The sequence below is a fragment of the Bradyrhizobium erythrophlei genome (assembly GCF_900142985.1).
GTDB lineage: Bacteria > Pseudomonadota > Alphaproteobacteria > Rhizobiales > Xanthobacteraceae > Bradyrhizobium > Bradyrhizobium erythrophlei_B.
In genome coordinates this window covers 3,021,696-3,040,091 of record NZ_LT670849.1, presented here as the reverse complement: position 1 = coordinate 3,040,091, position 18,396 = coordinate 3,021,696, and the positions used below count along the sequence as shown (strand labels likewise).

Here is an 18,396-nt window from a genome sequence, read left to right as displayed (position 1 = left end):
ATAGCCCCATCGGAACTTGGGCGCTATGGTGACTGTATGAACCAACCGGACGAAACCACGCATTTCGGCTTCAGGGACGTGCCTCTGGGCGACAAGCAGACGCTGGTAAATGACGTCTTTCACAGCGTGGCGCGGCGCTACGACCTGATGAACGATCTGATGTCGGCGGGCCTGCATCGCGTCTGGAAAGACCTGATGATCAATGCGCTCAATCCGCCGCGCTCCGATATTCCGTTTGCCCTGCTCGATGTCGCTGGCGGCACCGGCGATATCGCGTTCCGCGCCGCAGAGGCGGGCGGAAGCGGCTTCAAGGCGACCGTGTGCGACATCAATTCCGATATGCTTGGCGTGGGGCGCGAACGTGCCGCCGCGCGGCATCTCGACGATCGCGTGTCGTTTGTCGAAGGCAATGCCGAGGAGCTTGCTTTCGCGAACTCCTCGTTCGACGCCTACACCATCGCGTTCGGCATCCGCAACGTCCCGCGGATCGATCACGCGCTGCGCGAGGCTTATCGCGTACTGCGGCCGGGCAGCCGATTCCTGTGTCTTGAATTCTCATCGGTCGACGTGCCGGGGCTCGATCGGATCTACGATCTGTTTTCGTTCAAGGTGATCCCGCAACTCGGCCGCGCCGTCACCGGCGACGCCGAGTCGTATCAGTATCTCGTGGAATCGATCCGCAAGTTTCCGAAGCCCGGCGCGTTTGCCGAGATGATTGGCCATGCCGGCTTTTCCCGCGTGAGCTGGCAGAGTTTTTCGGGCGGCATCGTGGCGTTGCATTCGGGCTGGCGTCTGTGATTTCGGCTTTGTTTCACATCGCGCGGCTCGCCCGCGCCGCGTTCGTGTTTGCGCGTGAGGGCGTCTTCGGATCGGTCGATCCTTCGCTGGTGCCGCCGCCGGGACAGTTGGCGCTGCGGCTCGCTCGGATCCTGGAGCGGTCCGGCTCCAAGTCGGGACCGCGGCTGTCGCGCGCGCTGACGCGCCTCGGACCTGCATATCTCAAGCTTGGACAATTCCTCGCCACGAGGCCTGACGTGGTCGGCGTGGTGCTGGCGCGCGACCTCGAAAGCTTGCAGGACCGCTTGCCGCCGTTCCCGCAGGAAGAGGCGGAAAGCGTGATCGCGACATCGCTTGAACGCCCTGTTACGCAGGCATTTGCCCGCCTCGGCCCCGCGGTCGCCGCCGCCTCGATCGCGCAGGTGCATCGCGGCGAAGTCGAACGTAACAGCGTCCGCTGCACCGTGGCTGTGAAGGTGCTGCGGCCTGACGTCGCCTCGCGTTTCCGCCGCGACCTCACCGATTTCTTCTTTGTCGCCCATCAAGCCGAAATCTATTCGGCCGAAGCGCGGCGGCTGCGGCTGATCGAAGTCATCAACACGATGTCGCGCTCGGTCGCGATGGAAATGGACCTGCGCCTGGAAGCGGCAGCGATGTCGGAGATGGCGGAAAACACCCGCGACGATCCCGATTTTCGCGTGCCGACGGTCGACTGGGACCGCACCACCCATAACGTCCTGACCATGGAGTGGATCGACGGCATTGCACTGTCCGATCACGCGCGGCTGGAGCAATCGAAAGTCGATCTGCCGGATCTCGGCCGCAAGGTGATCCAGAGCTTTCTGCGTCACGCGCTGCGCGACGGCTTTTTTCACGCCGACATGCATCCAGGCAACCTGTTCCTCGACGATGAAGGCCGGCTGGTGGCCGTCGACTTCGGCATCATGGGACGACTGGGTCCAAAGGAACGGCGCTTCCTCGCCGAGATCCTTCTCGGCTTCATCACGCGTGATTATCGGCGCGTCGCCGAGGTGCATTTCGAAGCGGGCTACGTGCCGTCGCATCATTCGGTCGACAATTTCGCGCAAGCCATCCGGGCCATCGGCGAGCCGATCCACAATCGCACCGCCGAGGAAATCTCGATGGCGAGGCTGTTGACCTTGCTGCTCGAGGTCACCGGCCTGTTCGACATGCGCACCCGCCCCGAACTGATCCTGCTGCAAAAGACCATGGTGGTGGTCGAAGGGGTCGCTCGCGGTTTCGACCCCAAACTCGACATCTGGAAGGTCGCCGATCCCGTAGTGCGTGAATGGATCGAGCGTAATCTCGGCCCAGTTGGCCGTATCGAGGGCGTCATGTCGGGCGCCGGCGAGCTTGGCCGGGTCGCCGCGAGCCTACCTTCACTCGCGACCCGCGCGGTCACCGTGCTGGAGCAGCTCGAGACCATGACGCGGGAGGGACTGACCCTGTCAGCAGAGTCAATCGCGGCCATGGGCCGGACCGAGGGCCGCAAGAACCGTTGGCGAACGATTGCGCTCTGGATCATCGCCGCTACCTTCATCGGAATCCTGTTCGCTATTCGTCAGCTTTGATTGCATTGCTATCATTTTAATGCTAGCATCGCTATCGAAACTCCCTTTCGGAGCCGGCCATGGCGAGCCTGACCATTCGAAAACTCGACGACGCCATCCGCGACGCCTTGCGGCTGCGGGCCGCGCGCAGCGGCCGTTCGGTCGAGGACGAGGTACGGGTTATCCTTCGCGAAGCCGCTCATGACGGGGCATCCGCCGCGCCTATGGCCGCTCCCCAGGCGTCAGCGCCCGGCCGCTTGCCGCCCACCCGCGCGGACGACGGCCTCGCCCGCGTGACCCTGGTCATCGGCGGCGGGATCGCGGCCTATAAATCGCTCGACCTGATCCGCCGGCTGAAAGAGCGGCATATCGACGTCCGCTGCGTGCTGACCAAAGCCGCGCAGCACTTTGTCACGCCGCTTGCCGCCAGCGCCCTTTCGCATGAACGCGTCTACACGGACCTGTTCGATCCCGACAGCGAGTTCGACGCCGGCCATATTCGCCTCGCGCGCGACAGCGACCTGATCGTGGTGGCGCCGGCGACCGCCGACCTGATGGCCAAGATCGCGCATGGCACAGCCGACGATCTCGCCAGCGCCATTCTCCTCGCTGCCGATGTGCCGATCCTGCTTGCGCCCGCGATGAATCCCCTGATGTGGAACAACGCCGCGACGAAACGCAACGTCGCGACACTTCAGCGCGACGGCATCGCCATGATCGGCCCCAATGCCGGCGAAATGGCCGAAGCAGGCGAGGCCGGCGTAGGGCGAATGGCAGAGCCTCTGGAAATTGCCTCCGCCGCCGAGCGCCTGTTACGCCCGCCGCAGCCAAGGCCGCTTGCCGGCAAGCGCATGCTGATCACGGCCGGGCCGACGCATGAGCCGATCGATCCGGTGCGCTACATCGCCAACCGCTCTTCCGGCAAACAGGGCTTTGCCATCGCGGCCGCCGCGCATGCGGCCGGCGCCGATGTCACCCTGATCTCGGGCCCGGTCGAGCTCGATGACCCGTTAGGGGTGACGGTGAAGCATGTCGAATCCGCGCGCGACATGCTGCGGCAGGTCGAGGCTACGTTGCCCGTCGATATCGCGATCTTTGCCGCGGCCGTGGCCGACTGGCGTGTTGCCAGCGAAGGCGAGCAAAAATTGAAAAAGACAGCCGCCGGCATGCCGCCGCTCCAGCTCGTGGAAAATCCGGATATTCTGGCGACGATCTCGCATCGCAAAGACGGGCGGCCGCCGCTCGTGATCGGGTTTGCCGCCGAGACCGAACACCTGATCGAGAACGCCAAGACCAAGATCGCCCGCAAGGGCTGCGACTGGATCGTCGCCAACGATGTCTCGCCGGCCACCGGCGTGATGGGCGGCGACCGCAATACCGTGCATTTGCTGACGCGCCATGGCGAGAACATCGAGGTTGATTCCTGGCCCGTGATGACCAAGGAAGAAGTCGCCGTCGAACTGATCGCGCATGTCGCCAAAACCGTGAGCCCATCTTCATGAATCCAGTCAAAGTCGAAGTCCGGCAACTGCCGAACGGCGAAGGCCTGGCTTTGCCAGCCTATCAAAGCGAGCTCGCCGCCGGCCTCGATCTGTTCGCCGCGGTTCCAGAAGGCGCCCCGATCATTCTCGCACCGGGCAAGTACGCACTCGTCCCCACCGGCATTTCGATGGCTTTGCCGCCGGGTTACGAGGCCCAGGTTCGCCCGCGCTCGGGCCTTGCGGCAAAGCATGGTGTTACCGTGTTGAACGCACCTGGCACGGTGGACGCGGACTATCGCGGCGAAATCGGCGTGCCGCTGATCAATCACAGCGACGTGCCGTTTACGGTCCGGCGCGGCGAACGCATCGCGCAGATGGTGATCGCCTCAGTGGTTCAGGCAGAGCTTGTCCCGGTGGCGGCGTTATCCACCACCGCGCGCGGCAGCGGCGGTTTTGGCTCGACCGGCCGCTAATCTGTAAAAGACCGGCCGCATTTTCTTTAAAAAGTCGCTCCGATGGTGACTTAATCCCGCATTTTTTCGTGCGACGATTCACGTTCACGATCTGGACTCTGTACCCCTCGAGTCTCCTTGGCGATATTGTCGCTGATTCGCGCACGGCGGGGGGATTCGCCGAGCCTGAGGTCGTGCGGATTGGGGTAAACCATGTCGGGCGTGATCGCGGCGTTGCGCCGGACCTTGCTGTCGTGCACCTCACTCGCACGCGGCGGACGGACAACCCAAGGAACTGTCGTTGTCGCGGCTGGATTGGGCCTGTCCCAGCCAGCTTATGCGGCCGATCTTTCATGGCTGCACTTCATCGGCATGAACCATCAGGAGTTCGCAGCGCTCACGACCGCCCTGTCGCTGCTCGGCTTCTCGGTTGTCGCCGCCATTCTGTTGATGCGAACGCGGCTGCGCGCGGCACGGACCGAGACCGGGCTGCGCGGCGATATCCAGCGCCTGCAAAGCGAGGCCGACCGCTACCGCGCGCTGCTGTTTGCCGAGCCTCAGGTCCTGATTGCGTGGCCTGCCGGTGAAGATCGCCCCGAGATCAGCGGCGACGTTTCGTCCATCACCTCGCAGGAATTGTCCCAGCGCATTCTCGCATTCGGAACCTGGTTGCCGCCGGCATCGGCCCAGCAAATGGACCGCGCGATCGACACCTTGCGCGAAAATGGCGAAGGATTCCTGCTCAACCTGACTGCGTCGAATGGAACTCCCGTCGAAGCCAGCGGCCGCGCCATCGGCGGTCAGGCCATCGTGCGGATTCGCGAGCTTTCCGGCGTTCGGCGTGAACTGGCCGAAACCCACCAGCGGCACCGGGCGCTGTTGCAGGAGACCGAGATGCTGCGCGGCTTTGCGCAAGCGGCGCCCTGGCCGATCTGGGCCAAGAATGCCGATGGCAGCCTGCAATATGCCAATGGCGCCTATGCCAAAGCCGCCGAGGCGGCCACCGTTCACGACGCGATCGAGCGCAACGTGCAACTGCTCGACAGCAGCGACCGCGCCGACATGAACCGCGCCTTGCAGGAAACGTCGTCGTTTGCCGCGCGCTTGCCGATCGTGGTCGGCGGCGAGCGGCGCTTCCATGACGTCCAGGCGCTCAATATTGCCGGCGGCAGCGTTGGCATCGCGATCGATGCGTCGGAGGCCAATGCGCTGAGCGAGGCGCTGGTGCGGATGGCGGACGCCCATCGCCGCACCCTCGACCAGCTCTCCTCGGGCGTTGCCGTATTCGACGGCCGCGGACGGCTTGCCTTCTACAACGATAGCTATCGCCGGCTGTGGGACCTCGACCGCACCTTCCTCGACAGCAATCCGGACGATTCAAGCGTGCTCGACCGGCTGCGCGCCGCGCGCAAGCTGCCGGAGCAACCGGACTTCCGGGCCTGGAAGGTCAAACTGCATGAGGCCTATCGCGCCGTCGAGCCGGAGAAGGACACCTGGTACCTGCCGGACGGCCGGGCGCTCAGCGTCGTCACCACGCCCAATCCGGAAGGTGGCGTCACCTATCTGTTCGACGACGTCACCGAGAGCCTGGATCTGGCGCGGCGCTATGACGGCCTGATCCGCGTTCAGCGCGAAACACTCGACAACCTCACGGAGGCCGTCGCCGTGTTCGGCAGCAATGGCCGCGCCCAACTGTTCAACCCCGCTTTTGCCAGCATGTGGAAGCTGTCGCCGGAAGCGCTGGGCCAGCAACCGCATATCGACACCGTCGAGACCTGGTGCCAGCCGCTGTTCGACGACGCGGCAACCTGGCGCGTGCTGCGCGAGGCGATCACCCGTATCGACAACCGCATCGCGGTGCCGCTCAAGCTGGAACGCAAGGACGGCAGCGTGCTGGATTGCATGACCATGCCGCTGCCCGACGGCGCCAACATGCTGACATTCCAGGACATCACCGACACCGAAAACGTCGAGCGAGCGCTGCGCGAACGCAATGAGGCGCTGGAGACCGCCGACCAGATGAAGGTCGACTTCGTCCATCACGTCTCCTACGAACTGCGCTCGCCGCTGACCACGATCATCGGATTTGCGCACCTTCTCAACGATCCGACGACGGGCCCCCTGGTGCCGAAGCAGGCCGAGTACCTCAACTACATCACCGCTTCGACCAATTCGCTGTTCGCCCTGATCAATAATATTCTCGACCTTGCCAGCATCGACGCCGGCGCGATGACGCTCGAGATCGGCCCGGTCGATATCCGCAAGGCCATCGACAATGCGGCGGAGGGAATCCAGGATCGGCTGGCCCGCGACCACATCGAGCTCAAGATCGACGTCGATCCGAACGTCGGAACCTTCGTCGCGGACGGTGGACGCGTGGTACAGGTGCTCTACAATCTGCTTGCCAATGCCGTCGGCTTTTCGCCGCAGGACTCGGAGATTACGTTGAGCGCAAGGCGTACCGACCATCACGTCACGTTTGCGGTGACCGATCGCGGCCCGGGCATTCCGCCCGAGGTCAAGGACAAGGTGTTCGACTGGTTCGAAAGCCACTCCAACGGATCGCGGCACCGCGGCGCCGGCCTTGGCCTGCCGCTGGTGAAATCCTTTGTCGAACTGCACGGGGGCCGGGTGCGCGTCGATTCGATCATGGGCGGGGGAACGACCGTCACCTGCGACTTCCCCCTCGACCAGGCGGCGCATCGTAACGCCGCGGAATGACCACTCCCTCGACATTCTCGCTGGCGCTGGCGAACGAGGCTGCAACCGCACATCTCATGGCCGATCTTGCGCTTCTGATCGGCGCCGGCGACGTCATCACGCTGTCGGGCGACCTCGGCGCCGGCAAGACCGCCGCTGCCCGCGCCCTGATCCGCTACCTTGCCGATGATCCCGAAATCGAGGTCCCGAGCCCGACGTTTACGCTGGCGCAGAGCTACGACCTCGCAACGTTTCCCCTTATCCACGCCGACCTCTACCGCATCAACGACGCGAATGAGCTGGAAGAGATCGGCCTGTCACCGTTACCGGAAGGCGTCGTGGCGCTGATCGAATGGCCCGAGCGCGCGTCAGACGCGCTGCCGCCGGACCGGATCGACATCGCCTTCAGCCACCGCCCGGCGCTGGGATCGACGGCGCGCGCCGCCGAGATTACGGGCCATGGCAAGGCGGCGGCGCAGGTCGCGCGCCTTCAGACGCTGCGGCAGTTCCTCGATGGCGCAGGTTTCATCGACGCGAAACGCCAGCGCATGGCCGGCGATGCCTCGACGCGTTCTTATGCGCGGCTCTATCGCGACCAGGCCGCCGTCATTCTGATGAACTCGCCGCGACGTCCCGACGGGCCCGCGATCTATGACGGCAAATCCTATAGCGCCGCAGTGCATCTGGCGGAGGACGTCAAACCCTTTGTCGCCATCGCCAACGGTTTGCGCGAGCGCGGCCTTTCGGCGCCTGCGATTCATCATGCCGACCTCGAGGGCGGTTTCCTGATCACCGAGGATTTCGGCCGCGAAGGTTTTGTCGCCGGCGAGCCGTCGCAGCCGATCGCCGAACGCTACGAGATCGCCGTCGACATGCTCGCGGCGATGCATTGGAAAAAACTCCCCGACGTATTGCCGCTGGCGCCGCAGCTCAACTACGCGATCCCGCCGTTCGACATCGATGCGATGCTGGTCGAGATCGGACTGATGCTCGAATGGTATCTGCCGGATCGCGATACTGCGCCGTCAAGCGCAGTGCGCGACGCGTTCGTCACCCAGTGGCGCGATCTCCTGGGAAAGACGTCGGCGTTGCCGAAAACCTGGATGCTGCGGGACTTCCATTCCCCGAACCTGATCTGGCTCGATGCGCGTTCGGGAATTTCAAAAGTCGGCGTGATCGACTTTCAGGATGCGGTGCTGGGGCCGGCTGCCTACGACCTCGTCTCGCTGTTGCAGGACGCGCGGATCGACGTTCCCGAACAGCTCGAGCTGACGCTGTTCACCCGCTACATCAAGGCGCGCCACGCCACCGACAATGCCTTCGATCCGGCCGGCTTCGCCGAGAGCTACGCGATCATGTCGGCGCAGCGGAACACCCGGCTGCTCGGCACCTTCGCCCGGCTCAACCGGCGCGACGGCAAACCGCAATATTTGCGCCACCAGCCGCGGATCTGGACCTACCTCACTCGGTCATTGGCCCATCCGGCGCTTGCCGACCTCCGGGGCTGGTACGAAGCGCATGTCCCGCCGCCCCAGGCCGCATCAGCGCCGTAAGGCGGTTTACCGGATGTTAGCCATCGCCCGCCTATTCTGCCGGGTGGCCCTGTTCGCAAACATGATCTGTTTCCCGGCACGGCTACGTGAGGACGGAGTACAATGGTGACAGAGCGTCGCAGAGGTGAACGCGTCACGTTCGAGCGAGGATTTGGCGCGCACATGATGGGCATCGACGGCACGTGGCGCCGCGACTGCACCATGGAAGACGTTTCCGAGACCGGCGCCAAACTGACCATCGAAGGCTCGGTCGAAGGATTGCATCTGAAGGAATTCTTTTTGCTGTTGTCGTCGACCGGACTTGCCTATCGCCGGTGCGAGCTCGCATGGGTGAACGGCGACCAGATCGGCGTCAATTTTCTCAAGATGGGCGACAAGAAGAAGAAGGCGCGGCGGCCTGCTGAGGCCTGAATTCGCTCGCCTGAACCCGTCTTACCGCCGTCATATCGGGCGACTATGGCGGTCGGCTAGTCACTGCGCCGCCCGAATCGCCGTGATATGATTTTCGGGTCGTTCCGACCGCCTGCATCCAGGGCAAACGGGGTTGACCTTTCCCGCCACGCGGTGGGAACCTGAACGCGAGAGCCATCCGGAATGCCCGTCAAACCCGACAAAGCCATGGTCCTTGCCGCCGGTCTCGGCCTGCGGATGCGTCCGCTGACGGACCGGATGCCGAAGCCGCTGGTGCCTGTGGCCGGCCGGCCGCTGCTCGATCACGTGCTCGACAAGCTCAGCGATGCCGGCGTGACCGAGGCAATCGTCAACGTTCATTACCTGCCGGACCAGATCATCGAGTACGTCGCACCGCGCAAGCGGCCGCGCGTGATCGTCTCGGACGAACGCAACCAGGTGCTCGGCACCGGCGGCGGTGTCGTCAAGGCGCTGCCGCTGCTCGGCGCCGAGCCGTTCTTTCATCTCAATGCCGATACGCTTTGGATCGACGGCGTGCGGCCGAATTTGGCGCGGCTGGCGGACGCCTTTGATCCGGCGCGGATGGACATCCTGCTCTTGATGGCGCCGACCGCCGGATCGACGGGTTATGAAGGCAACGGCGACTACGCGATGCTGCCCGACGGCGCGTTGCGCAAGCGCAAAGAGCATCAGGTTGTTCCGTTTGTCTATGCCGGCGTTGCGATCATCTCGCCTGCGATCTTCGCCGGCGCGCCGAGCGGCGAATTCTCACTGACCAAAATGTTCGACGCCGCCAACGAACAGGAGCGGCTGTTTGGGCTGCGGCTCGACGGCACCTGGATGCATGTCGGCACACCGGACGCGATCGGCGCCGCCGAAGAGGCGTTCCTCGAGAGTGTGGCTTGAGCCAACCCGCTGCCGGGCAGCGTCACCCCCGCGCATGACGATCTAGCGGGGAATTAGAATCCCGGCCCCAAATAGCTCGTGCCATGATAGAGCCTGCTTCTAATTCGAATCAGGCGGCCCATGCGCGTCCTCAGCGTTCCCTCCTCCGTGCCGTTCTTGCGCAGCGTTGTCGCGGCGCTGATCGACGGCCGGCTGATCGAAGGCTTTGAGGCGCGCAAGCAGCCGGAAAGGCTGACGCAGGCCACGCTCTACCTTCCCACCCGGCGCTCGGGACGGCTGGTGCGGGAAATCTTTCTCGAAGTGCTCGGCACGGAGGCCGTGCTGCTGCCGCGGATCGTCGCGCTCGGCGATATCGACGAAGACGAACTGGCTTTCGCCGAGGAAAGCGATAGCTACGGCGGCGCGGCGACGCTCGAGCTTCCGCCCAGTCTCGGCGAACTCGAACGCAGACTGACGCTGGCAAAGCTGGTCGCCGCATGGGCGAAGAGTTCCGAGGCCTCGCCGCTGGTGGTCGGTAGCCCAGCTTCGACGCTCGCGCTCGCCAGCGACCTCGCCCGGCTGATCGACGACATGGCCACGCGCGGCGTCGACTGGAACGCACTGGATGGGCTCGTGCCCGACGCGCTCGATCAATACTGGCAACTCACGCTTCGGTTCCTGCAAATCGCGCGCGAGGTCTGGCCGGCCTACCTGACGGAAATCGGCAGAATCGAGCCGGCGACGCGGCGCGACCGCCTGATCGACGCCGAAGCCAAGCGTCTTGCCAGCCATCATGCCGGTCCGGTCATCGCGGCCGGTTCGACCGGATCGATGCCGACGACCGCAAAATTCCTCCACGTGATTGGCGCGCTGCCTCAGGGCGCGGTGATTCTGCCCGGGCTCGATACCGATCTCGACGAAGACGCCTGGCAAAGCATCGGCGGCAAGCGGGACGATGAGGGACGGTTCGTCGAACACCCCGCCTCGAGCCATCCGCAATATGCGATGCATGCGCTGCTGGAGCGTTTCGGCATCGACCGCCGCGATGTCGAGATTTTGGGAGCGCCCGCGCCGTTCGGACGCGAGGTGCTGCTGTCCGAAACGATGCGGCCGTCCAATGCGACGGCGCAATGGCACGACCGCTTGGGCAAGTCCGAGATCGCCGAGCATATCGCGAGCGGCATGAAGAACCTCGCCGTGATCGAGGCGCCCAATCCGGAAATGGAAGCGCTGTCGATCGCCATCGCCATGCGCGAGGCTACCCATTTGCAGAAGTCGGCCGCACTGGTGACGCCGGACCGCGCGCTGGCGCGTCGGGTGATGGCGGCGCTGGCGCGCTGGAATCTCGACTTCGATGATTCCGGCGGCGACGCATTGATCGAAACCTCCGCTGGCGTTTTCGCGCGCCTCGCGGCGGAAGCGGCCACCAAAGGCCTGGAACCGCCGGCGCTGCTGGCGCTGCTCAAACATCCGCTATGCCGGCTCGGTGCGGCGGCGGGGGCTCATCGTCTTGCGATCGAAACACTTGAACTGGCTCTGCTGCGCGGAACGCGGCCGCAAGCGGCTACCCGTGGCCTGGCGCAAGATTTTGCACGCTTTCGCGGTGAGCTCGCAAAACTTCGCAACGGCGAAGTCTCGCTGCTGCACAAAGCGGAGAAGCGGGCACGGCTGACCGATCCGGAACTCGACCGCGCGCAGGCGCTGGTCGCGGCCTTGCAGGCGGCGCTGGCGCCGATGGAAAGCCTCTCCTCGACGCGGCCCCATGATTTCGCGGAAATCGCCGCGCGCCATCGCGAGGTTCTGATCGCGCTGTCGGAGGATGCCGACGGCGTTGCCGTCGCGTTCGAAGGGCAAGAAGGACTCGCGCTCGCATCTGCCTTCGACGATTTGCTTGCCAAACAGCAACAAAGCAGCCTTGCGGTGGCACTGCCCGATTACGCCGAAGTATTCCAGACCGCGTTCGCCGATCGCGCGGTGCGGCGGCCGGAGAAGTCAGGCGCGACGCTGCACATCTACGGCCCGCTGGAATCGCGACTGATACAGACCGACCGCGTCATCGCCGGTGGATTGATCGAAGGCGTCTGGCCGCCGGCGCCGCGCACCGATCCCTGGCTGAGCCGGCCGATGCGGCACGAGTTGGGCCTCGATCTGCCGGAGCGGCGTATCGGCCTGTCGGCCCATGACTTCGCGCAGTTGCTTGGCACCGAGGACGTGATCCTCAGTCATTCCGCCAAGGCCGGCGGCGCGCCTGCGGTCGCCTCGCGTTTCCTGCATCGCCTCGAAGCGGTGGCGGGCGAAACGCGCTGGGAAGCAGCCAAACAAGCAGGCCAGCAATACGTCGATTTTGCGCTGGCGCTCGATGCGCCCGAGAAGGTCGAGCCGGTGGCGCAGCCCGCGCCAACGCCGCCGCGCGCCACACGGCCGCTGAAACTATCCGTCACCGCGATCGAAGACTGGCTGCGCGATCCCTACACCATTTATGCCAAGCATATCCTCAAGCTCGAGGCGCTCGATCCCGTCGATATGCCGCTGTCGGCCGCCGATCGCGGCTCGGCGATCCACGATTCACTCGGTGACTTCACCAAGAGCTTTGCCAGGGACCTGCCCGCCGATCCCGTCGCAGCGCTCCGCGAGATCGGTCAAAAATATTTTGCGCCGCTGATGGAACGGCCCGAGGCGCGCGCCTTGTGGTGGCCGCGCTTCCAGCGCGTCATCAGGTGGTTTTCCGAATGGGAGGCGTCGCGCCGGGGCAATATAGCCGCGATCCGTGCGGAGATCCGCGGCGAGATTGCGATTCCCCTTGACGACGGGCGCACGTTCTATCTCTCCGCGCGCGCCGACCGCATCGAGCGCCGCGCCGACGGCAGCTTTGTCGTCCTCGACTACAAGACAGGAACGCCGCCGACCGGAAAACAGGTGCGGATGGGTCTGTCGCCGCAGCTCACGCTGGAATCGGCTATCCTGCGCCAGGGCGGCTTCGACGGCATCGATGCCGGCTCATCCGTCGGCGAACTCGCTTATGTCAGGATCAGCGGCAACAACCCGCCCGGCGAGCACAAATCGCTGGAGCTGAAGATCAGGAACGAAACGCCCCAGCCGCCCGATGAAGCCGCGGACTACGCGCTCGTACAGCTGGAGGCACTGATCCGCAAATTCGAGAATGAGGCCGAGCCGTACCGCTCGCTGAACCTGCCGATGTGGACCAATCGCTACGGCGTCTATGACGATCTGGCGCGGATCAAGGAGTGGTCGGCGGCCGGTGGATTGGGGTTGCCGGAATGGTGAAGGCCGTGCGCAGCATCCCCGACGCGGTCCGCGACAAGCAGGCGAGCGCCTCGAATCCGGCTCTCTCCTCCTTCGTCTCGGCGAATGCGGGCTCCGGCAAGACGCACGTGCTGGTGCAACGCGTGATCCGCCTGTTGCTGTCGGGCGTGCCGCCGGAAAAGATCCTGTGCATCACCTTCACCAAGGCGGCGGCCGCCAACATGGCGGAGCGTGTGTTCACCACGCTCGGTCACTGGGTGACACTCGACAACGATGCGCTCGATGCGGCGATCCGCGACGCCGGGCTTCCACATCCCACCGTGAGGCTGCGCAAGGTCGCGCGCGAACTGTTCGCGCGGGCGCTGGAGACGCCGGGTGGCTTGAAGGTGCAGACCATCCACGCGCTCTGCACGCGGCTGTTGCAGCAGTTTCCGTTCGAGGCCAACGTGCCGGCGCGCTTTGCCGTGCTCGACGATCGCGACCAGACCGACATGATGGAGCGCGCCAACCTCAAGGTCTTTCTCGAGGCCTCGCGCGTCCCCGACAGCGTGCTTGGCCGCGCACTCCAGACCGCGATGGCGAACGCCGCCGACGTCACCTTCAAGGACGTCGTGCGCGAGGCGTGTCTGTCCCGCGATCATTTCCTGGCCTGGACCGATGCCGCCGGAAATGCCGAAGCCGCGGCAGCGCAGATGTCTGCGGCGCTCGGCGTGAGCGCGGATGAACGTGTCGAGGAGGTCGAGCGCGAAATCCTCGACGGCCCCTATCTGCCACGCAGGCGTTGGCTGGAAATCGCAGGCGTGCTCGCTGCCAGTAGCAAACAAGACCAGAAGCAAGCCGAACAATTGCGCGCGTCGCTGGCCGTCATTGGTACGGCGCAAGTCGATGAATATCTCTCCGTATTTCTCACCGACAAAAAGGAGCCGCGGGCAGCTGTCCTGACTAAGGCTTTCGTCGACAAAAATCCATCCGTCGCCCGCCTGTTCGACAATGAGATCGCGCGCCTTGCGCCGTTGATCGAAAAGCGTCGCGCCGTGATTACGCGAGACCGCACCGAGGCGCTGCTGCATATCGCGATTGCGGCCGCGGCAAATTACCGGCGCGAGAAGGAAGAGCGCGGACTGCTCGACTATGACGACCTGATCGACAAGACGCTGGCCATGCTGAATAAGATTTCGGCCGGCTGGGTACACTACAAGCTCGATCGCGGTGTCGACCATGTTCTGATCGATGAGGCGCAGGATACGAGTCCGCGGCAATGGGACATCGTCGAGCATATCATTTCCGAATTTGCTGCCGGCCACGGCGCGCGCGACGGCGTCACGCGCACGGTGTTTGCGGTCGGCGACGAAAAGCAGTCGATCTTCTCGTTCCAGGGCGCAGCACCTCGTGAGTTCGCCGAACGCCGTCAGAACTTCAGCTCACGTTTCAAGGCGGCCGGCCTCGGCTTCGAAGCGATCTCCTTCACCTATTCGTTCCGGTCCGGCGCCGGCGTGTTGCGCGCAGTGGAAAGCGCATTCCAGTTGCCCGAGGTCTACCAGAGCATCACCACCGATCGTGACGGCATGCCGCCGCATCTTTCGCTCGACGATGCCGGTCCGAGCGTGATCGAGTTATGGCCGCTGGCGGAAGCCGACGACCGCAAGGACATCGAGGGCTGGCGCGCGCCGTTCGATGGCGTCTCCGTGACGAGCCCCGAAGTCAAACTCTCACAACGCATTCAGGCCGAGATCAAGCGGCTGGTTGCAAGCGGCACCATGACCGGCCCCAATGGCGCGCGCCGGCGTCTGGCTTACGGCGACGTGCTGATTCTGGTGCGCCGGCGCGGCAATCTGTTCGACGCGGTGATCCAGGCATTGAAGCACGCCAGCATCCCGGTCGCCGGCGCCGACCGGCTGAAACTGACCGAGCACATCGCGATCATCGACCTGATGAACCTCGCGGATGCGCTGCTGCTGCCGCAGGACGATCTGGCGCTCGCGGTCGCCTTGAAGAGCCCGTTGTTCGGACTGGACGACGACGACCTCTTCACGCTCGCCTGGGAGCGCAAGGGTTCGTTGCGCGCGGCGCTGTCGCAGCACGCCGCGATCCATCCGAAATCTGGGGATGCGCTGGCGCGGCTGGAAGAATGCGAGCGTCGCGTCGTCCATGAAACGCCATTCGCATTCTACGCCTGGCTGCTCGGCGGCGACGGCGGCCGGCAGCGCATTCTGCGGCGGCTTGGCCATGAAGCCAACGACGCGCTCGACGAGTTTCTCGAGCTCGCGCTGAATTACGAGCGCAAGGCCCCGGCGTCGTTGCAGGGCTTCATGGCCTGGCTGCGTTTGGCCGACACTGAAGTGAAGCGCGACATGGAGATCTCGCGCGACGAGGTCCGCGTCATGACCGTGCACGGCGCCAAGGGCCTGGAAGCGTCCGTCGTCTTCATGGTGGATACGACGTCGTCGCCGGCGGATACGCAGCGATTGCGGCTGATCCAGCTGCCGCGAGGTAACGGCGGCAACGTCATGGTCTGGGCCGGCAGGAAGGCCGACGATCCCTTGGGCGTCGCGAAGGCAAGAGAGGCGATGCTCGCCGAGACCGAGGATGAGTATCGCCGGCTGCTTTATGTGGCGATGACGCGCGCCGCCGACCGGCTGATCGTCGCAGGGATCAAGCCCGGCAACGTCAACACCATTCGAAAACTCTGCTGGTACGATCTGGCCGACACGGGCCTTGCGGCTTCCGGACTTCAGGAAGAGATCCTCGATACGGATGACGGGGCGATCCGGCGCTATACACGGCCGGAAGACGGCGCACACACCGGCGGCGCGATCACGGCGGCGGCAAGCGCGCCACTTGCGTTGCCGTCATGGCTGCGAACGCCGCTGCCTCACCGGTCGACAACGGCGGACCTGCTGCGTCCATCCGATGCCGGTGACAACAAAGCGGATGGCAACAAGGCGCGGCGTATCAAATCCAGCGAAGCGGTCGAACAGCGGTCGCGCGCTTTACAACGTGGCACGCTGGTGCATCGGCTGCTGCAATCACTACCCGATGTCGCGCCTGCGCGGCGGCGCGATGCCGCGCTCAATTTTCTGCATCGTAACGCCAGCGACTGGACCGGAGGCGAACAGGACGCGCTCGCCGCAAACGTGCTTGCGCTGATCGGCGATGTCCGATTCGCGGCCGTCTTCGCGGACGGCAGCCGCGCGGAGGTGCCTGTGGTCGGCCGACTCGACCGGCCGGGCGGCGCGCCGGTCACGGTTTCCGGGCAGGTCGACCGTCTGGTGGTCACCGAAAACGAAATTTTGATCGTCGATTTCAAGACCAACCAGGCCCCGCCCGCTTCCGCGGCGGAGGCGCCCGCTGCTTATGTCAGGCAATTGGCCCTTTACCGCGCGCTCCTTGCGAAACTTTATCCCCAGAAGCCGATCCGGGCGGCATTACTTTGGACCGAAACCCCTGAATTGATGGAGATTTCGGCTTCTTCGCTGGACGCCGAACTGGCATCCATTGGTAGCGGGACGCCAAAGCTTGACCCAGCAAGGGTGCGTTCATAGTTTGGGTTGCATGATCCCTGCGGCGATTCTTCCGAAGATGCCGCATCTCCTGAACCGAACGAGGTATTCAGATGTCCGTTGGTAAGGTTTCCGACACCGATTTCGAAGCCGAGGTGCTCAAGGCGCAGGGCCCGGTCGTTGTCGATTTCTGGGCTGAATGGTGCGGCCCGTGTCGCATGATCGCTCCGGCGCTCGACGAGATTGCCGGTGCGATGGGCGACAAGGTCAAGATCGTCAAGCTGAACGTCGACGAGAGCCCGAAGACCGCGTCGAAATACGGTGTGATGTCGATCCCGACCCTGATGATTTTCAAGGGCGGCGAGATGGCCTCGCGTCAGGTCGGCGCCGCGCCGAAGGCAAAGCTTCAGCAGTGGATCACCGCTGCGGTCTGATCGCTTTCGCGAAACGAGATGATATTTCGGACGGCCGGCGCAAGCCGGCCGTTTTTAATTCGGCGGCGTGCCGTTCGCGGCGAGCACATGGCCGGCAAGATAGAGCGATCCCGTGATCAGGATGCGTGGCCGAACTTCATAGGCGAGCTGGGCGACGGTCCGTAAAGCCGCCTCGACGCTGGCGGCGCTCTCCACGCGCATGCTCAAGCCACGCGCGGCATCCATCAACCTATCAAGCGGCATGGCGCCTTCGCGATCCGGGATCGTGACCGCGATGATGTGGCGGGTGAGGCCGGCGAAATTGGCGAGAAAGCCGGCGGCGTCCTTGTTCGCCATCATGCCGACGATCACGACCAGCGGACGCGACACGCGCTCTTCCAGATCGCCGAGCGCGGCGGCTGCGACACGGCCACCTTCCGCATTGTGGCCACCGTCGAGCCAGATTTCCCCGCCCGCAGGTCCTTGATCCACCAACGGGCCGGGGCCCAGACGCTGCATCCGCGCCGGCCATTCGGCGGTTGCCACGCCCGCCTCGAACGCAGCTGCGTCAACTCTGAAAGCGTCGATGGCGCGCAACGTCGCCACCGCAAGGCCGGCGTTGTCGAACTGATGACGGCCGAACAGCCGCGGCGCCCGGAGATCGAGCAAGCCGCGCTCGTCCTGATAAACTAGGCGCCCGCGCTCGACACTGACATGCCACTCCTCGCCCGCGCGATGAAGGGCCGCGCGCTGCCGCTTCGCACATTGCTCGATCTCGGCCAGCGCCTCCGGCTCCTGTTGCGCGCAAATGACGGGAACGCCGCGCTTGATGATGCCGGCTTTTTCAGTCGCGATCGATCGCAGCGAGGGGCCGAGAAATTCGGTGTGATCGATCCCGACCGGCGTGATCACGCTGGCCACGGGCCGCTCGATCACATTGGTGGCATCGAGCCTTCCGCCGAGACCGACCTCGAGCAGGACCGCATCCGCCGGATGCCGCGCGAACAGATCGAAGGCGGCGGCGGTTTCGATTTCGAAGAGCGTAATCGGCTCGCCGGCATTGGCGCGCTCGCAACGCTCGAACGCCGCGGACAACTCCGCGTCATCGGCAAGGACGCCACCGCCGATACGGCCAAGCCTGTAGCACTCGTTAAGTCTGACCAGGTGCGGTGAGGTGAAGACGTGGACGCGATGACCGGCGGCTTCCAGGATCGCTCGCAAGTACGCAATCGTCGAGCCCTTGCCGTTGGTGCCGGCGACATGAATGACCGGTGGCAGCTTGCGCTCCGGATGATCGAGCCGCTGCAACAACAGTTGCATGCGCTCCAGACCGAGGTCGATGCGCTTGGGATGCAGTTGCGACACGCGGGCAATCAGGTCGCCGTGCGG

The 18,396-nt window shown here is 64.6% G+C and carries 12 protein-coding genes; 11 read left to right on the top strand and 1 reads right to left on the bottom strand.

Translation table 11 applies throughout. The annotated features are described in order from the left end of the window. Positions 1–36 precede the first annotated feature (36 nt). The 11 genes from ubiE (at position 37) to trxA (ending at position 17,028) form a co-directional block, all read left to right on the top strand. Positions 37–798 carry a bifunctional demethylmenaquinone methyltransferase/2-methoxy-6-polyprenyl-1,4-benzoquinol methylase UbiE gene (gene ubiE / locus BUA38_RS14150; RefSeq protein ID WP_072818551.1) on the top strand — a complete coding sequence of 254 codons (762 nt, stop codon included), beginning with the start codon at positions 37–39 and terminating at the stop codon, positions 796–798. After that, entirely contained in the window at positions 795–2,369 is a 1,575-nt protein-coding gene (gene ubiB / locus BUA38_RS14145) for a 2-polyprenylphenol 6-hydroxylase (protein WP_072818549.1), read from the top strand. Before ubiE ends, ubiB begins: the two co-directional genes overlap by 4 nt. A 59-nt stretch (positions 2,370–2,428) precedes the next feature. Continuing rightward, entirely contained in the window at positions 2,429–3,850 is a 1,422-nt protein-coding gene (gene coaBC, locus BUA38_RS14140) for a bifunctional phosphopantothenoylcysteine decarboxylase/phosphopantothenate--cysteine ligase CoaBC (protein WP_072818547.1), read from the top strand. After that, positions 3,847–4,302: a dUTP diphosphatase gene (dut, locus tag BUA38_RS14135; protein WP_072818546.1), complete on the top strand. Its 456-nt coding sequence runs from the start codon at positions 3,847–3,849 to the stop codon at positions 4,300–4,302. Before coaBC ends, dut begins: the two co-directional genes overlap by 4 nt. 192 nt (positions 4,303–4,494) lie before the next feature. Next, a complete protein-coding gene (locus BUA38_RS14130; RefSeq protein WP_072818544.1) occupies positions 4,495–7,002 on the top strand; it encodes a sensor histidine kinase in 2,508 nt (835 codons plus the stop codon). Continuing rightward, positions 6,999–8,534, top strand: a complete 1,536-nt coding sequence (gene tsaE / locus BUA38_RS14125) for a tRNA (adenosine(37)-N6)-threonylcarbamoyltransferase complex ATPase subunit type 1 TsaE (RefSeq protein WP_072818542.1) — start codon at positions 6,999–7,001, stop codon at positions 8,532–8,534. Before BUA38_RS14130 ends, tsaE begins: the two co-directional genes overlap by 4 nt. A 102-nt stretch (positions 8,535–8,636) precedes the next feature. Continuing rightward, positions 8,637–8,945: a PilZ domain-containing protein gene (locus BUA38_RS14120; protein WP_072818540.1), complete on the top strand. Its 309-nt coding sequence runs from the start codon at positions 8,637–8,639 to the stop codon at positions 8,943–8,945. Positions 8,946–9,128: 183 nt separating this feature from the next. Further along, positions 9,129–9,851, top strand: coding sequence for a nucleotidyltransferase family protein (locus BUA38_RS14115; protein WP_072818538.1), 723 nt, complete (start codon positions 9,129–9,131; stop codon positions 9,849–9,851). A 120-nt stretch (positions 9,852–9,971) separates the two neighbouring features. After that, on the top strand, positions 9,972–13,115 hold the full coding sequence (gene addB / locus BUA38_RS14110; protein ID WP_072818536.1) for a double-strand break repair protein AddB: 3,144 nt from the start codon (positions 9,972–9,974) through the stop codon (positions 13,113–13,115). Then, positions 13,109–16,636, top strand: a complete 3,528-nt coding sequence (gene addA, locus BUA38_RS14105; RefSeq protein WP_072826115.1) for a double-strand break repair helicase AddA — start codon at positions 13,109–13,111, stop codon at positions 16,634–16,636. The genes addB and addA overlap by 7 nt, the downstream gene beginning before the upstream one ends. A 71-nt stretch (positions 16,637–16,707) precedes the next feature. After that, on the top strand, positions 16,708–17,028 hold the full coding sequence (gene trxA / locus BUA38_RS14100; protein ID WP_072818535.1) for a thioredoxin: 321 nt from the start codon (positions 16,708–16,710) through the stop codon (positions 17,026–17,028). Positions 17,029–17,082: 54 nt separating this feature from the next. Here trxA and BUA38_RS14095 read toward each other — a convergent pair whose 3' ends face one another. Beyond that, positions 17,083–18,327, bottom strand: coding sequence for a bifunctional folylpolyglutamate synthase/dihydrofolate synthase (locus BUA38_RS14095; protein WP_083587991.1), 1,245 nt, complete (start codon positions 18,325–18,327; stop codon positions 17,083–17,085). Positions 18,328–18,396: the final 69 nt, after the last annotated feature.

Bases quoted from the DNA above. Each gene is read 5' to 3' on its own strand.
- ubiE (WP_072818551.1), top strand. From the start codon at position 37: ATGAACCAACCGGACGAAACCACGCATTTCGGCTTCAGGGACGTGCCT.
- coaBC (WP_072818547.1), top strand. From the start codon at position 2,429: ATGGCGAGCCTGACCATTCGAAAACTCGACGACGCCATCCGCGACGCC.
- dut (WP_072818546.1), top strand. From the start codon at position 3,847: ATGAATCCAGTCAAAGTCGAAGTCCGGCAACTGCCGAACGGCGAAGGC.
- BUA38_RS14130 (WP_072818544.1), top strand. From the start codon at position 4,495: ATGTCGGGCGTGATCGCGGCGTTGCGCCGGACCTTGCTGTCGTGCACC.
- tsaE (WP_072818542.1), top strand. From the start codon at position 6,999: ATGACCACTCCCTCGACATTCTCGCTGGCGCTGGCGAACGAGGCTGCA.
- BUA38_RS14120 (WP_072818540.1), top strand. From the start codon at position 8,637: ATGGTGACAGAGCGTCGCAGAGGTGAACGCGTCACGTTCGAGCGAGGA.
- BUA38_RS14115 (WP_072818538.1), top strand. From the start codon at position 9,129: ATGCCCGTCAAACCCGACAAAGCCATGGTCCTTGCCGCCGGTCTCGGC.
- addB (WP_072818536.1), top strand. From the start codon at position 9,972: ATGCGCGTCCTCAGCGTTCCCTCCTCCGTGCCGTTCTTGCGCAGCGTT.
- addA (WP_072826115.1), top strand. From the start codon at position 13,109: ATGGTGAAGGCCGTGCGCAGCATCCCCGACGCGGTCCGCGACAAGCAG.
- trxA (WP_072818535.1), top strand. From the start codon at position 16,708: ATGTCCGTTGGTAAGGTTTCCGACACCGATTTCGAAGCCGAGGTGCTC.
- BUA38_RS14095 (WP_083587991.1), bottom strand. From the start codon at position 18,327: ATGCAACTGTTGTTGCAGCGGCTCGATCATCCGGAGCGCAAGCTGCCA.